General features: G+C 67.7%; 16 protein-coding genes. 6 read left to right on the forward strand and 10 right to left on the reverse strand.

From position 1 onward, the window contains the following. The first annotated feature begins 61 nt into the window (after positions 1-61). Positions 62-2,221 (forward strand): heavy metal translocating P-type ATPase, encoded by a 2,160-nt coding sequence (locus ACP693_RS08045; RefSeq protein WP_426017646.1) that lies wholly within the window; start codon positions 62-64, stop codon positions 2,219-2,221. Positions 2,222-2,240: 19 nt separating this feature from the next. On the opposite strand, the gene ACP693_RS08050 is transcribed toward ACP693_RS08045, so the two are convergent. Then, positions 2,241-2,669, reverse strand: a complete 429-nt coding sequence (locus ACP693_RS08050) for a DUF411 domain-containing protein (protein WP_008263799.1) — start codon at positions 2,667-2,669, stop codon at positions 2,241-2,243. A 932-nt stretch (positions 2,670-3,601) separates the two neighbouring features. Here ACP693_RS08050 and ACP693_RS08055 point away from each other — a divergent pair. Beyond that, on the forward strand, positions 3,602-4,015 hold the full coding sequence (locus ACP693_RS08055; protein WP_040349354.1) for a four-helix bundle copper-binding protein: 414 nt from the start codon (positions 3,602-3,604) through the stop codon (positions 4,013-4,015). Positions 4,016-4,055: 40 nt separating this feature from the next. Here ACP693_RS08055 and ACP693_RS08060 read toward each other — a convergent pair whose 3' ends face one another. Then, positions 4,056-4,460: a MerR family transcriptional regulator gene (locus ACP693_RS08060; RefSeq protein WP_040349355.1), complete on the reverse strand. Its 405-nt coding sequence runs from the start codon at positions 4,458-4,460 to the stop codon at positions 4,056-4,058. 62 nt (positions 4,461-4,522) lie between these two features. Here ACP693_RS08060 and ACP693_RS08065 point away from each other — a divergent pair, with 62 nt between their 5' ends. The 3 genes from ACP693_RS08065 to ACP693_RS08075 are packed head-to-tail and all read left to right on the forward strand — an operon-like array spanning position 4,523 to position 5,519. Next, positions 4,523-4,909: an MFS transporter permease gene (locus ACP693_RS08065; protein ID WP_114818252.1), complete on the forward strand. Its 387-nt coding sequence runs from the start codon at positions 4,523-4,525 to the stop codon at positions 4,907-4,909. Further along, complete coding sequence (locus tag ACP693_RS08070) at positions 4,906-5,124, forward strand: GDCCVxC domain-containing (seleno)protein (protein WP_114818253.1); 219 nt, start codon at positions 4,906-4,908, stop codon at positions 5,122-5,124. The genes ACP693_RS08065 and ACP693_RS08070 overlap by 4 nt, the downstream gene beginning before the upstream one ends. Before the next feature lie 35 nt (positions 5,125-5,159). Next, entirely contained in the window at positions 5,160-5,519 is a 360-nt protein-coding gene (locus ACP693_RS08075; protein ID WP_426017644.1) for a bleomycin resistance protein, read from the forward strand. A 52-nt stretch (positions 5,520-5,571) separates the two neighbouring features. Here the strand turns inward: ACP693_RS08075 and ACP693_RS08080 are convergent, their stop codons facing one another. The 4 genes from ACP693_RS08080 to ACP693_RS08095 are packed head-to-tail and all read right to left on the reverse strand — an operon-like array spanning position 5,572 to position 9,179. Continuing rightward, positions 5,572-5,796, reverse strand: a complete 225-nt coding sequence (locus ACP693_RS08080) for an ammonium transporter family protein (RefSeq protein WP_426017642.1) — start codon at positions 5,794-5,796, stop codon at positions 5,572-5,574. 10 nt (positions 5,797-5,806) lie between these two features. Next, complete coding sequence (locus tag ACP693_RS08085; RefSeq protein WP_339928452.1) at positions 5,807-6,190, reverse strand: copper resistance CopC family protein; 384 nt, start codon at positions 6,188-6,190, stop codon at positions 5,807-5,809. Between the two features lie 17 nt (positions 6,191-6,207). Continuing rightward, on the reverse strand, positions 6,208-7,404 hold the full coding sequence (locus ACP693_RS08090) for a copper resistance protein B (RefSeq protein ID WP_339928453.1): 1,197 nt from the start codon (positions 7,402-7,404) through the stop codon (positions 6,208-6,210). Further along, positions 7,401-9,179, reverse strand: coding sequence for a copper resistance system multicopper oxidase (locus ACP693_RS08095; protein ID WP_426017640.1), 1,779 nt, complete (start codon positions 9,177-9,179; stop codon positions 7,401-7,403). The genes ACP693_RS08090 and ACP693_RS08095 overlap by 4 nt, the downstream gene beginning before the upstream one ends. Before the next feature lie 162 nt (positions 9,180-9,341). Here ACP693_RS08095 and cueR point away from each other — a divergent pair, with 162 nt between their 5' ends. Then, positions 9,342-9,797, forward strand: a complete 456-nt coding sequence (gene cueR, locus ACP693_RS08100; RefSeq protein WP_426017638.1) for a Cu(I)-responsive transcriptional regulator — start codon at positions 9,342-9,344, stop codon at positions 9,795-9,797. A 522-nt stretch (positions 9,798-10,319) separates the two neighbouring features. Here cueR and ACP693_RS08105 read toward each other — a convergent pair. The 4 genes from ACP693_RS08105 to ACP693_RS08120 all read right to left on the reverse strand — a co-directional run bounded on the left by ACP693_RS08105 (position 10,320) and on the right by ACP693_RS08120 (position 13,339). Continuing rightward, the gene (locus tag ACP693_RS08105; protein WP_269220989.1) at positions 10,320-10,721 is read right to left on the reverse strand and encodes a methyltransferase family protein; all 402 of its coding nucleotides are present in this window, start codon (positions 10,719-10,721) and stop codon (positions 10,320-10,322) included. A gap of 71 nt (positions 10,722-10,792) precedes the next feature. Then, on the reverse strand, positions 10,793-10,921 hold the full coding sequence (locus ACP693_RS08110; RefSeq protein WP_266100426.1) for a hypothetical protein: 129 nt from the start codon (positions 10,919-10,921) through the stop codon (positions 10,793-10,795). After that, positions 10,921-11,922 carry a cytochrome d ubiquinol oxidase subunit II gene (gene cydB, locus ACP693_RS08115; protein ID WP_426017637.1) on the reverse strand — a complete coding sequence of 334 codons (1,002 nt, stop codon included), beginning with the start codon at positions 11,920-11,922 and terminating at the stop codon, positions 10,921-10,923. Before cydB ends, ACP693_RS08110 begins: the two co-directional genes overlap by 1 nt. Then, positions 11,912-13,339, reverse strand: a complete 1,428-nt coding sequence (locus ACP693_RS08120) for a cytochrome ubiquinol oxidase subunit I (RefSeq protein ID WP_228184653.1) — start codon at positions 13,337-13,339, stop codon at positions 11,912-11,914. Before ACP693_RS08120 ends, cydB begins: the two co-directional genes overlap by 11 nt. Positions 13,340-13,343: the final 4 nt, after the last annotated feature.

The raw sequence follows: 13,343 nt of genomic DNA on the forward strand, positions 1-13,343 counted from the left end.
GCTTGCATCTACAGTCGCTGGAGGAGGTAGCCTTGCCCTATAGAGATCACAAGGAACAGACATGACGGCGCAAACTCTCGAAAGCCGATACCGGGTCACCGGGATGGATTGCGCCAGCTGCGGCCGCAAGATCGACACGGCGATCCGCAGGCTGCCGGGCGTCGAGGACGTCTCGGTGGCGGTGCAGACCGGCGTGCTCAAGATCCGGCATGGCGGAGACCTCGCCGACGAGGCGGTCCTGCAGCAACTGCGCAACCTCGGCTACAGCGGAGAAGCGGCCGCGCCGACGTCCGGAGCCGTCGCTGCGGCGGCGGGCCCACCTCCGGCGGCCGCCCGGGCCGGGGGCGCCCCGTGGTGGTGGACCGGCAAGGCCCGCCTCACCGCGCTCTGCGGCCTGGCGCTGTTGTCCGCCTATGGACTGGGCACGCTGTTCCCCTCCCTGGAACGATACGCCTTCCTCGCCGCCCTGGCCGTGGGGCTCATTCCGATCGCGTCGCGCGCTTTTTCGGCGGCGCGCCACGGCACGCCCTTCTCCATCGAAATGCTGATGACCATCGCCGCCGTCGGCGCCGTCTTCATCGGGGCCGCGGAAGAGGCCGCCGCCGTCGTTTTGCTGTTCCTCGTCGGCGAGATGCTCGAAGGGGTGGCGGCTGGTCGCGCGCGCAAGAGCATCCAGGGGCTCGCCACCCTCGTGCCCAAGACCGCCTTCGTCGAGGTGGACGGCGTGACCACGGAGGTCGCCGCCGAGACCGTGGCGGTGGGCGCGATCATCCTCGTCCGGCCCGGAGACCGCGTTCCGGCGGACGGCGAGATCATCGAGGGCGCGGGAGACCTCGACGAGGCCCCGGTGACGGGCGAGAGCGTGCCCAAGCGCAAGGTCGAGGGCGATCCTGTGTTCGCCGGCACGATCAACGGCGGCAGCGTCCTGCGAGTGCGCGTGACGGCCTCAGCCTCGGACAACACCATCGCCCGGGTGGTGCGTCTCGTCGAGGAGGCGCAGGAATCGAAATCGCCGACCGAACGGTTCATCGACCGCTTCTCGAAAATCTACACGCCGGGCGTGCTCGTGTTCGCCGCCCTCGTCGCGGTCACGCCGCCGCTGCTGTTCGGCGGGACGTGGAGCGAATGGGTCTACAAGGGCCTCGCCGTGCTGCTGATCGGCTGCCCCTGCGCCCTCGTCATCTCCACGCCGGCCGCCATCGCCGCCGGCCTGTCGGCGGGGGCCCGGCGCGGCCTGCTCATGAAGGGCGGGGCCGTGCTGGAGACGCTGGGCAAGATCACGGCGATCGCCTTCGACAAGACGGGGACCCTGACCGCCGGCAAGCCCGTCGTCACCGACGTCGTCGCCGGAACGCGGGATGCCTCCGCCCTGCTGACCCTAGCGGCCGCGCTGGAAACGGGATCGAGCCATCCGCTCGCCCTCGCCATCCTCGCCCGAGCTGAGGCGGACAAGATCACGGCGCCGCCGGCCTCGGCCACCCAGGCCATTCCGGGGGAGGGCGTGGAAGGCGAGGTCGGCGGCGAACGCATATTCCTCGGCTCGCCGCAGGCCGCGGCCCGACGCGCCCCGATCACGCCGGCCCAGGACGCGGCCATCGCCGCCCTGAACGCCGAGGGCAAGACGGTTTCCGTCCTTGTCGTCGGGGATGGCGTCGCCGGGTTCCTCGCCATGCGCGACGAGGCGCGGCCCGACGCAGTCCAGGGTCTGGCCGACCTGAAGGCGCGGGGCATCCGGACCATCATGCTGACGGGCGACAACCGCCGCACGGCGGAGGCGGTCGCCGCCGGCCTGGGCATCGAGCCCCGGGCCGAACTGCTGCCGCAGGACAAGCTAGTCATCGTCAAGGCGCTGCAGGCCGAGGGGCTGGTGGTCGCCAAGGTCGGGGACGGCATCAACGACGCCCCGGCCCTGGCCCAGGCGGATGTCGGCATCGCCATGGGCGGCGGCACCGACGTGGCCCTGGAGACGGCGGACGCCGCCGTCCTGCACGGCCGGGTCAGGGACATTCCCGACATGATCGCCTTGTCCCGCGGAGTGATGGGCAATATCGGGGAAAACATCACCATCGCCTTGGGCTTGAAGGCGGTGTTCCTGGTCACCACCGTGATCGGGGTGACGGGCCTGTGGCCCGCCATCCTCGCTGACACCGGAGCCACGGTCCTGGTCACCGCCAATGCCATGCGCCTGCTGCGCTGGACGCCGCGTCGTCAACCGTCGTGACTGCCGGCGGTGCGCCTTCTCAGGCCCCGTTGTGGCGACCGAACACGCGGGTCGAACCGTCGTTGAGGATCAGGACGGTCGCATAGGGTTCGCGCCCGGCGGCCTCCATGCCCGGCGAGCCCGCCGGCATGCCGGGCGCGCTTAGTGCGCGGGCGGCGGGGCGTTCGCCGAGCAGCCGCTCGACATCGCTCGACGGAACATGGCCCTCGATGGCGTAGGCGCCGACCACCGCTGTGTGGCACGAGGCGAGGCGGTCCGGAATGCCATGCCGGGCCCGGATCGGGGCGAGATCCTCGCGCTCGACGACCTCGACGATCCAGCCCGCCTGGCGCATGTGGGCGATCCAGCCGCCGCAGCAGCCGCACCATGGCGTCTTGTAGGCGATCATCCGTTTCGGGGGCGCGGCGAGGGCCGGGCCGGGCACGGCGACCAGGGGCAGGCCGAACACGAGGGTCCGGCGGGACAAGCGCGGGCGAGTTTGAACCAAAGTGAGCGCTCCTTGGGAGTCCAAATCCCACCATGGCGGGCGCGGGCCGGTTTGGCGACGGGCGCAGTTGTCGCGCCCTGACCTGACGTCGCCCAGGCGTGGAGCGCCGGCTAAGCCCGCCCATATCGCAGCGGAACCTCTGGTAGAAGGCCCGCACCCGCCCGGGCAGGACACAGCCCCCTGCTCGGCCGGCGCGGCCAAGCGAATCCGTTCGCCTGAGGCGCCCGGGGTCTCGCAACCATGCCTTCGCTGACGTATCGCGACCGTACGAGGCCGGTCACGCAAGCGCTGATCCCCGCGGAATGGTCATGGGCGACGGGATTGAGGAGCCGGCGGAAGCCGGAGGCGAAGCGTCCGCTGCGGCGAACGTGGCGTCGAGAGCTAGCCCGCAGACGCTTGCGGGGCCCCGAAGGCGCCAAAAACTGCATGTGAGCGGCAACGGCCTCCGCCCGGCCGTATAAGGCGCAACACGGCGCGCGCGACCAACAGGCTGACTTTTCGCGCGGGCCCGCTCGCGAAGACGAGCCTTCGGCCCTCGAGGGCAGCGAGGACGAGGCCGGCCCGGCGCGCCCGGGCCGACGCATTACGTCCCTGGCTCAAGACCAGCGCCTCTCTGTTCCGGAGCCCGCCGACCCCACAATCTCGGTTGCGCCGCCGATTGTAGATGAACTCTCGCGGGCAAGTGCGGAGATCCAAATCGCAAGCGGTTCAGTGATCCGTGGTCGAATGCATGTGAGCTTGAGGTCGCCGGCCGGCCCCTGATGTCTGGTCCACCGCATTTCCACATGATCTCGGCTCGGCGAAGTACGGGTTTGACGAGGTCGGGAGGCGTCGCCGTTCGGAACATCTTCCCGGCGCCGGGGTTGGATCCAGATCACCCGAGGGAGCCTCCGATGCAAATCCAACCAATGATCAGCACCCACCCCGACGTACGCGGCAGCGTGAACGACAGCCTCATTCGCGCGATCGAAGCGGGCTACGGCTGCGCCGCCGTATGCCGCATCTGCGCTGACGCCTGCCTGGCCGAGGAGATGGTCAGGGACCTGACCCAGTGCATCCGGCTCGATCTCGACTGCGCCGATGTCTGTCTGGCTACGGCCGGGCTCGCCGTGCGGCGCGCCGGCAGCAACGAGGCCTTGATAAAGCGCATGCTCGAGACCTGCGCCGAGGCTTGCGCCGACTGCGCCATCGAGTGCGAGAAGCACGCCGAGATGCACGAGCATTGCCGTATCTGCGCCGAAGAATGCCGGCGTTGCGAAGATGCTTGCCGCGAGGCGGCCGCGTCGATCAGGCCTTCACGGCACTGAGGCTGACCGCTGTCATCGGCACAGGGTCGTAGCTTCGACGCTAGCTCGAGCCCAGCTCATCAATCACCGGGCACCTAACCCGCCCGCCTTCACTGCAGTCGGCCACAGCCTGCCTCAGCACTTTCCGTAGCCTCTGCAGATCCTCGATCTTGGCGTCCACGCTGGCGATGTGGTCTTGGGCCATGTCGCGGACTTCGCAGCACGCCTGAACGCCCGGCTCGCTCAGCGCGATCAGGCGCCGAATGGCGTCGATGCCGAAGCCCAGTTCGCGCGACCGGCGGATGAAGCGCAGGCGCTGGGCGTGTTCCGGCTCGTAGCTGCGGTGGCCGCCCTCGGTCCGGGCCGGCGCGGGCATCAACCCGATACGTTCGTAGTAGCGCACCGTTTCCAGGTTCACCCCGGCGCTGTCAGCGAGGCGCCCGATCGTCAAACTTCGTGCGGACATGGCTCTTGATCCTGTAGCGGCTACGGGTTGTAGCCTGTAGCAGAAATCGAACGGGAGGTCCCATGGCCATCGATTACGACCGGCCCCGCATGCCCGAGGTCGCCGTCAGCGCCTCGGCCGCCCTCGGCGGTGTCGCCTCGGTGTTCGCCTGGGCCGCGTGCTGTGTGTTGCCTCTGGCTCTGTCCGTGGCGGGCGTATCCTTCGCCGGCGCCGCGGTCATCGCGGGTGCGCGGAACTGGCTGACGCTTCTGGCCGCCGTCATCCTGGCCGCGGGCTGGCTGCTGCATTGGCGTCGCCTGCGGATGTGTCGGAAAGACGGGGCCTGCCGCCACCCTTCGCGGCTCGCCTTCTGGCTGCTGGTGATCGCCAGTCTGCTGATCGTCCTTTCCATGGCCTGGCAGCCGTACATCGAGCCGTGGGTCATGCCGCGACTGGCGGCCATGCGATGACCCCGGCCATCGTTCTGGATTCGACGCTGACCTGCCCGGATTGCGGTCATGTTGCGACGGAGACCATGCCCACCGACGCCTGCATCTGGTTTTACGATTGTCTCGGCTGCGGCATGAAGCTGAAGCCCCTACCCGGCGACTGCTGCGTGTTCTGCTCCTATGCCGACGTGCCGTGTCCGCCGATCCAGGTAGATGGCAAGGGGTGTTGCGGCTAGGCTACGGCGGCATTGCTGCATTCCCGGAGTTCGCCGTGACCGACCACGCCACGCCCAACCTACCGTCGCGGGATTTCGAAGTTACGTCCCAGTTCTACACTCGACTGGGCTTCGACCAGGACTGGCGCGACAAAGGCTGGATGATCCTGAAAAGAGGCGGTTTGACGCTGGAGTTCTTCCCGCATCCGGAGGTGGATTCGCTGACCAGCAACTTCGGCTGCTGCCTGCGGCTGGACGACCTGGACGGGTTTTACGCAGGGTGCGTCGTTTCAGGATTGCCGGAAACCTGCTGGGGCCACCCCCGCCTGCACGCGCCGAAGCTTGAGGAGTCGGGACTGCGGATCGGCGCGCTCATCGACCCGGACGGAAACTTGATCCGCCTGATTCAGAACTGAGGCGTCCGGCGGCTCCCCCACGGGAAACCGCCGGAAACCATCGATGCGACGATCAGTTGTGGTCGGCGTGGCCCTGAGGCGCGGGCGCATCCGACGGCGCCGGGGCGGGCGGCGCCGGTTCGGCCGGGGCGGGCTCGGTCTTCATCTCGTCGCAGCACGTCATCGCGGCGTCCGCGGCCATGTCCTTGCAGCACTCGCAGCCCTCGGCGGCGAGGGCCGCGCCGGCGCTCAGGGTCACGATCGCGCCGGCGGCGGCCAGCAGGGTGGAAACCTTCATCGTCGTTCTCCTAGTGAATCATGAAGCTGACGGAGCCGGACATCTTGTGGCCGTCCGGGCCCTCGGCGGTCCAGGCGGCAGTGTAGGTTCCCGGAGCGAGGCGCGGAAGAGCAACCCCGACGGTCGCGGCGGCGGGCGCGGCGGGAACGGACACCTCGACCGGGGCCTGGCCTTCGGCGGTGAGCGTGACCGTCTTGAGGATCATCGCATTCGGAAAGGTGACGCTGAAGCGCTCGGGCGAGCCCTGGGTCATCGCGCCATTCGCGGGAACCGTCGTGATGCCCGACTGGGGCGCGGCGGCCTGCGCAGGCATGGTGTGGCCGGCGTGCGGATCCTGAGCGGAGGCGGCGCCGGCGAAAGCCAGGGCCGCCGTGAGGGTGAGAATGCGGATCATGGGGTGGTCTCCTTCGGTTAGAACCAGGCCTTGAGGCCGACGATGAACCGGGTGTCCTCGGCCTCGCCGCCGCGGGCCTCGATGTAGTCGGCGGTGTCTCCAAGCGCGCGTCTCGACTCGACGCCGACGTAGGGAGCGAACTCCTTGCGGAATTCGTAGCGCAGTCGCAAGCCGGCCTCGACCGAGGACAGGCCCGAGCTGATCTCCAGTTTCGGAATGTCGCTGGCCGAAGCGTCGATTTCGAGGCGCGGCTGGAGGATCAGGCGCTGGGTGATGCGCTGGTCGTATTCGGCCTCGACGCGGGCGGTCAGGTCGCCCTCGGTCGACAGGAAGGCGGCGGCGTCGATCTCCCACCAGTAGGGCGCCAGTCCCTGCAGGCCGAGAACCAGATAGGTCGTGTCCTCGCCCTCAGGACGGAAGTCCTGCCGCACGCCAGCCTGCACGTCCCAGAACGGGGAGACGGCGCGGCTGTAGAGGGCCTGAACCTCGGCTTCCTCCAGGTTGCCGCCGAAATCGCCTTCGCCCTCAGACTTCCACCAGAACCGGTAGATGTCGCCCCCGCTCCAGCCCTGGACGTCCCAGAGCCAGGACTCCTCATCATCGCCAAGGCCAACCTCGAGACGGTCGATGATGACCGCCGTGGTGCGAACGTCGCCGTTCTCGCGGACCAGGGTCTGGCGCGCGGCGGCCATCGCGTCGGCGCCAAAGACGAGATCGGCGGCGTGGGACGGAGCGCCCAGGGCGGCGGCCGGCAGCGGGTCTTCCGGAGGACGGCCGGGATTGTCTGCGCTGGTCGGCGTATCGGGCGGTCTTATGCTCATCGTCGACATGTCATGTGCGGCGTGGGCATCGGCCGGGGCAGAGGGCATGGCGGACAAGTCATGGCCCGCATGCGGATCGGGCTGGGCGGGCGCCGGGGCCGTCATATCGTGGCCCGTATGGGGATCGGGGGCGGCGGGCGGAGCCGGCATCTGGTGGCCCGCGTGGGGATCGGCCGCGGGCGCCGTCTGCGCTGGCGGCATGACGTGACCGGCGTGCGGATCCTGCTCGGCGGGCCGTGCGGGCGTCTGAGGCGCGGCTGCTGGAGCCGGGGCGGGGCGCGACGGCGCCGGGGGCGCCGGCATCGTATGGCCCGCGTGGGGATCCTGGGCCTGGGCGCTGAGCGCGCCGGCGGCGAGGATCAGGGGCGCGAGGGCGATGGCGAGGCGGTTCATCGGGCGGCTCCGTCCATGGGCCGCACCGTCACAACGTTGAACATCCCCGCGTGCATATGCATCAGCAGATGGCAATGGAAGGCCCAGTCCCCGGGCGCGTCTGCGGTCAGGTCGAAGGTCACCTTGCCGCCCGGCGCGACGTTGACCGTGTGCTTCAGCGGCTGATGCCCGGCGGGGCCGCCGGTCACCAGTTCGAAGAAATGGCCGTGCAGGTGGATGGGGTGCGCCATCATGGTGTCGTTGACCAGGGTCACGCGCACCCGCTCGTTACGCTCGAACCGGATCGGCTCGACCAACTCCGAGAACTTGCGCCCGTCGAAGCCCCACATGAACCGCTCCATATTGCCGGTCAGGTGGATTTCCATCGTTCGCGACGGCGGGCGTTGGTCCTTGTTGGGGGCCAGCGACACCAGGTCGGTGTAGACGAGGACGCGGTGGTCGACGTTTGTGAGCCCGATCGGACGCTCGCCGAGCCGGTTGGCGGGGTCCATGGCGATCGCGTCTGCGCCCACGCCGACCGCCATGTCCGGCGGAGCGTTCTCAGGATCGCGCATGTTCATGCCGGCCATGGGCATGCCGGCCAGGTCGTCGGCCGGAGCCGCGGCCTGGGCGGACGCTCCGTGGTCCATCCCGGCCATGGCGCCGTGATCCATGCCGTCCATGCCCATGTCGCGCATGGTGAGGTTCGGAACCTCGCGCAGCGGCGGAACCTCCGCCGTCATCCCGAGACGCGGGGCCAAGGTCGCCCGCCCCATGCCCGAGCGGTCGATGGCCTCCGACACGATAGTGTAGGCGCGGTCCTCGGTCGGCGTGACGATCACGTCATAGGTCTCGGCGACCGAGATCTGGAACTCATCGGTCTCGACCGGGCGCACGTTCTCGCCGTCGGCCTGGACCACCGTCATGGGCAGGCCGGGGATGCGGATGTTGAAGATCGACATGGCGGAGGCGTTGATGATCCGAAGGCGCACCCGCTCGCCGGGCCGGAACAGGCCGGTCCAGTTCTCCTGCGGTCCGTGGCCATTGATCAGATAGGTGTAGGTCGAACCGTTGACGTCGAGGATGTCGCGCGGGTCCATCCGCATCTGGCCCCACATGCGCCGCTCCTCCAGGCTCATGCGGTCGCTGCCGTCCATGAGGCCCGCGAGGGTGGTGCGTTGCTGGTTGAAGTAGCCGGGGCTCTTCTTCAGCTTGGCCAGAATTTCGTGCGGATGCATGAAGCTCCAGTCCGAAAGGACCAGCACATGCTCGCGGTCGTAGGCGACCGGATCGGCGCCCGCGGGATCGATGACAATCGGGCCGTAGTGCCCCATCGCCTCCTGCAGGTTGGAGTGGCTGTGATACCAGAAGGTGCCCGACTGCCTGATCGGGAACTCATAGACGAAGGTCTCGCGCGCCTTGATGCCGGGGAAGCTGATGCCCGGCACGCCATCCATCTGGAACGGGACCAGCAGGCCATGCCAGTGGATCGAGGTGTCCTCGTCCAGAGTATTGGCGACCGAAAGTCGGACGTTCTGGCCTTCGCGCAGGCGCAGCAACGGCGCTGGCAGAACGCCGTTGATCGTCACGGCGTGGCCCGTGCGCCCCCCGACCGTGAAGGGCGAGTGACCCACCGTCAGATCGATATTCGGGCCCGTTAGCGTCGGCAGGTCGGCCCGCAGACCCTGCGACCCCGTCTGCGCCCAGGCGGGGAGCAGGCCTTGCAGCCCCAGCAAGCCGCCGCCGACGGCGCCGCCACGGAGAAGCGTTCGGCGATCGAGGCGGGGCGTGGACATCAGCGAGAAGTTCCCTGGCGGGTATTGAGCCGCTATTCAGATACGCACTCCCGACAGTGCCCCGTTGCTTCAGGGCGCCGCTCGGTCGGGATCGCGGCCTTCTGCGCCTTCCCATCATGGCAAGGTCAAGAGCCAATCGTCCGCTTTGAGGGAGACCCTTACATGAACATCGGCAAAGCATCACGGGCGACCGGAGTCTCGACCAAGATGATCCGCTATTACGAGTCCGTCGGCCTGATCCGGCCGGCGGACCGGACGGACAGCAACTATCCCGACTTCAGCGACCGCGACATCAACGAGCTGCGGTTCATTCGCCGGGCCCGCGATCTGGGGTTCTCCGTCGGCGAGATCGGTCAGTTGCTTGCGCTTTGGAGAGACCGTGGACGGCCAAGCCGGGAGGTGAAGGCAGTGGCCGAAAAGCACATTGCGGATCTCGACGCCAAGATCGCGGCGATGAAGTCAATGGCCAACACGCTTCGTGATCTCGCCCACTGTTGCGCCGGGGACGAGCGACCCGGCTGTCCGATCCTCTCGGACCTTTCGGGCGCGGGGATCTCGGGCCGCGATGGCGAAGACATGAAAACTCGTCCAAAAACACCTGCCGCAACTAACCGGTGAGGTGTTGCCGAAGCGGCCGTGCTCCGACCGCCGTCAAAACATGCGTGGACAGCCGATGTCGGAGAGTAGGGCGTGAGGTCAATGGCGTATGCCTATGGTACCGTGATACGCCGGAGTTAGATGCTTTCACGAAAAGACGTTAAAAACGCAAGTGAGTCAAAGTTTCTCACGGGCGCATCGATTATCAATATCAGGTGTCTAAATAGGTAGAAAAAGATACCGACATCACGGAAAATTTATACTGTCAAAAAATTGTTTGTTTTCAAGACGCTTAGTTTTTTGAGGTTTTTTGGTCGGCATTGGTGTAGTCTTTGCGATGAAAAGCTTAAATGCATCAGATGGTTACGAAACAACAAGATAATCGAGTGGGAGTGAGGGGCAGTCATAAGGCGGCCCCTGACGAGATGATTGCGGAGTAGTGAGCGGAGCATAGCTGCTTGGTTCACATGCTGCGCCCCGTAACCTCACGGTAGTGACGAAGCTACGGGATAGGGAGGCGTCTGTGGGCCGGGCGAAAGGGGATCACGACGTCATCCGCCGGCCCAGCCAGCGGCGCACCCGGCCGACGTACACGGACCACGCCGCGCCGAAGAGGGCCTCCAGGTGTCGTTCCTCGCGCCGGATGGCGAGACGGTCGGTGGCGAAGGCGGCGACGGGGGCGGCCACGAAGAACCAGGCGTTGTCGAACAGGCCCCCGAGGCCGAGCAGAAGCAGCCCGTTAGCGAGATAGATCGGGTTGCGGCTCCAGGCGAACGGACCGGTCGTGACCAGAGCGGTCGCCGCCCGGTGCGGCAGGATGTTGGCGCGCCGCCGCCGCATCTCCACCATGGCCCACAGGTCCAGACCAAGGGCGAGCCCGACCAAGAGGCCGCCGGCGGCGAAGGCGCCGGGGAAGAGGGCGGGCGGGCCCCATAGACGCGCCATGAGGAGCGCGACAAGGACAGCGCCGCCCGTGATGAGCGGCGGCCAGGGCCAGCGGTTCGGTGCCTGCGGCCTCACCCGCCGGCCAGCTTGAGAACGCCGCGCAGCAGATAGGCGACGACGCCCAGGACGCCCACGCCCAGCACCCAGAGGGCGACGAACCAAAGGCCCTGCCGGAGTCCGTTTGTGGAGCTGCGACGCATCAGTGGTAACCGTCGTCGCCGACCTTGCCGCGGAACACCCAGTAGGCATAGGCGGTGTAGGCCAGGATGATCGGGATCAGGATCAGGGCGCCCACCAGCATGAACAGCTGGCTGGAGGCCGGCGCGGCGGCCTGCCAAAGGGTGATCTCGTCGGGCACGGCGTAGGGGAAGACGCTGACGCCCAGCCCCGCGAAGGTGACGGCGAACAGGCCCAGCGACAGCAGGAAGGGCCAGACCTCGCGCTTGCGGCGCATGGTCCAGAAGAAGGCGGCCGCGACGATCAGAACGAGCAACGGCACCTGCGCCGTCAGAAGCACGCCGGGCCAGTCGAACCAGCGCCGGGCGTATTCGCCGTCGAGGAAGGGCGTGGCCAGGCTGACGGCGCCGATCATCAGCAGGGTCGCCGGACCGAGTTTCCAGGCCTGGGCGCGGGCGTGGTCCTGGAGCGCGCCCTCCGTTTTCATGTTCAGCCAGGTGGCCCCCAGAAGGGCGTAGCCGACGACGACGGCGGCGCCGGTTAGCAGGCTGAAGGGGCTGAGCCAGTCCCACCAGCCGCCGCCATAGGCGCGGCCCGACACCTCGACCCCCTGCAGGATGGCCCCCAGGGTCACGCCCTGGGAAAAGGCGACCAGCAGCGAGCCGCCGAAGAAGGCGACGTCCCAGACGGGCTTGGCCCGCACCGTTCGCCAGCGATATTCGAAGGCGACGCCGCGGAAGACCAGGCCCAGCAGCATGGCGATGATCGGCGTATAGACCGCCGGCATCAACACGGCGTAGGCGAGGGGAAAGGCGGCGAACAGGCCGCCGCCGCCCAGGATCAGCCAGGTCTCGTTGCCGTCCCACACCGGGGCGATCGAGTTCATCGCCTTGTCGCGCTGATCGCCGGCCTTCAGCGTCGGGAACAGGATGCCGACGCCCAGGTCGAACCCGTCCATGACGATATAGGCGAAGACGGCGAAGGCCAGCAGCCCGGCCCAGACCAGGGTCAGATCAATGTTCATCATCGGTCTCCTCGCCGGTCGGGATGGGGCGGTCGGGGTCGATGGCGGGGGCGGGGGTGATGCCCGCCGTGCGGATCGGGGTTTCCGCCACGCCCGGCTCGTCGCGGTGGGGCGCATGGCTCATCAGACGCAGGATGTAGAAGACCCCGGCGCCGAAGACGGTGAAATAGACCACAGCGAAGGCGGCCAAGGAGGTTGCGACGGCAGGCGCGGCCAAGGGCGCGGCGCTGTCGGCGGTGCGCAACAGGCCGTAGACGGTCCAGGGCTGACGGCCGACCTCGGTGGTGATCCAGCCGGCCAGCACGGCGACGAAGCCCATCGGCCCCATGACCAGGGCGAAGCGGTGCAGCCAGGGCGCATCGTAGAGGCGTTTGCGCAGGCGAGCATATAGCCCCCAGAGCCCCAGAAGCAGCATGGCCATGCCCAGCCCGACCATGACGCGGAAGGACCAGAAGACGATCTCCACCGGCGGCCAGTCGGCGCGGGCGATGGTGTCGAGACCGGCCAGGGGCGCGTTCGGATCGTGCTTCAGGATCAGCGACGACAGCTTGGGGATCTCGACCGCACCGTGGACGGTGGCGGCCTCGCGGTCGGGCAGGCCGAACAGGATCAGCGGCGCGCCGTCCGGGTGGCTTTCGAAATGGCCTTCCATCGCCATGACCTTGGCGGGCTGATGCTCCAGGGTGTTCAGCCCGTGCATGTCGCCGATGAAAATCTGGACCGGGGCGGCGACCAGGATCATGCCCATGGCCATGGCGAACATCTTGCGCGCGCCCTTGTTGGTCCGCTCCTTCATCAGGTGCCAGGCCCCGACTGCGCCGACCACGAGGCCGGTGGTCAGATAGGCCGCCAGCAGCATGTGGGCGAGGCGATAGGGGAAGGAGGGATTGAAGACGATCTTGAACCAGTCGGCCGGTACGAACTGGCCGACCTCGTTGATGGCGTAGCCTTGCGGCGTCTGCATCCAGCTGTTCACCGACAGGATCCAGAAGGCCGAGGCGAAGGTGCCGATCGCGACCATCAGGGTGGCCACGAAGTGCAGCTTCTTGCCGACGCGGTTCAGGCCGAACAGCATGACGCCCAGGAAACCCGCCTCCAGGAAGAAGGCGCTGAGCACCTCATAGGCCATCAAGGGGCCGATGACCGGTCCGGCCTTGTCGGAGAAGACCGACCAGTTGGTGCCGAACTGGTAGGACATGACCAAACCCGAAACGACGCCCATGCCGAAGGCCACGGCGAAGATCTTCAGCCAGTATTTGAACAGGTTCAGATAGAGGTCTCGCCCCGTCTTCAGCCACAGGGCCTCCAGCACGGCCAGATAGCTGGCGAGGCCAATGGAGAAGGCGGGGAAGACGATATGGAAGGCGACGGTGAAGGCGAACTGCATCCGCGCCAGGATCAGGGCGTCAAGTTCCATGGTG

Source organism: Brevundimonas sp. TWP1-3 (genome assembly GCF_049896085.1).
In the GTDB taxonomy this organism is placed as follows: Bacteria; Pseudomonadota; Alphaproteobacteria; order Caulobacterales; family Caulobacteraceae; genus Brevundimonas.

What these genes read in the sequence shown, in the direction of transcription:
- ACP693_RS08045 (WP_426017646.1), top strand. Translation starts at nt 62, where the DNA reads ATGACGGCGCAAACTCTCGAAAGCCGATACCGGGTCACCGGGATGGAT.
- ACP693_RS08055 (WP_040349354.1), top strand. Translation starts at nt 3,602, where the DNA reads ATGCAAATCCAACCAATGATCAGCACCCACCCCGACGTACGCGGCAGC.
- ACP693_RS08060 (WP_040349355.1), bottom strand. Translation starts at nt 4,460, where the DNA reads ATGTCCGCACGAAGTTTGACGATCGGGCGCCTCGCTGACAGCGCCGGG.
- ACP693_RS08065 (WP_114818252.1), top strand. Translation starts at nt 4,523, where the DNA reads ATGGCCATCGATTACGACCGGCCCCGCATGCCCGAGGTCGCCGTCAGC.
- ACP693_RS08070 (WP_114818253.1), top strand. Translation starts at nt 4,906, where the DNA reads ATGACCCCGGCCATCGTTCTGGATTCGACGCTGACCTGCCCGGATTGC.
- ACP693_RS08080 (WP_426017642.1), bottom strand. Translation starts at nt 5,796, where the DNA reads ATGAAGGTTTCCACCCTGCTGGCCGCCGCCGGCGCGATCGTGACCCTG.
- ACP693_RS08085 (WP_339928452.1), bottom strand. Translation starts at nt 6,190, where the DNA reads ATGATCCGCATTCTCACCCTCACGGCGGCCCTGGCTTTCGCCGGCGCC.
- ACP693_RS08090 (WP_339928453.1), bottom strand. Translation starts at nt 7,404, where the DNA reads ATGAACCGCCTCGCCATCGCCCTCGCGCCCCTGATCCTCGCCGCCGGC.
- ACP693_RS08095 (WP_426017640.1), bottom strand. Translation starts at nt 9,179, where the DNA reads ATGTCCACGCCCCGCCTCGATCGCCGAACGCTTCTCCGTGGCGGCGCC.
- cueR (WP_426017638.1), top strand. Translation starts at nt 9,342, where the DNA reads ATGAACATCGGCAAAGCATCACGGGCGACCGGAGTCTCGACCAAGATG.
- ACP693_RS08105 (WP_269220989.1), bottom strand. Translation starts at nt 10,721, where the DNA reads ATGGCGCGTCTATGGGGCCCGCCCGCCCTCTTCCCCGGCGCCTTCGCC.
- ACP693_RS08110 (WP_266100426.1), bottom strand. Translation starts at nt 10,921, where the DNA reads ATGCGTCGCAGCTCCACAAACGGACTCCGGCAGGGCCTTTGGTTCGTC.
- cydB (WP_426017637.1), bottom strand. Translation starts at nt 11,922, where the DNA reads ATGAACATTGATCTGACCCTGGTCTGGGCCGGGCTGCTGGCCTTCGCC.
- ACP693_RS08120 (WP_228184653.1), bottom strand. Translation starts at nt 13,339, where the DNA reads ATGGAACTTGACGCCCTGATCCTGGCGCGGATGCAGTTCGCCTTCACC.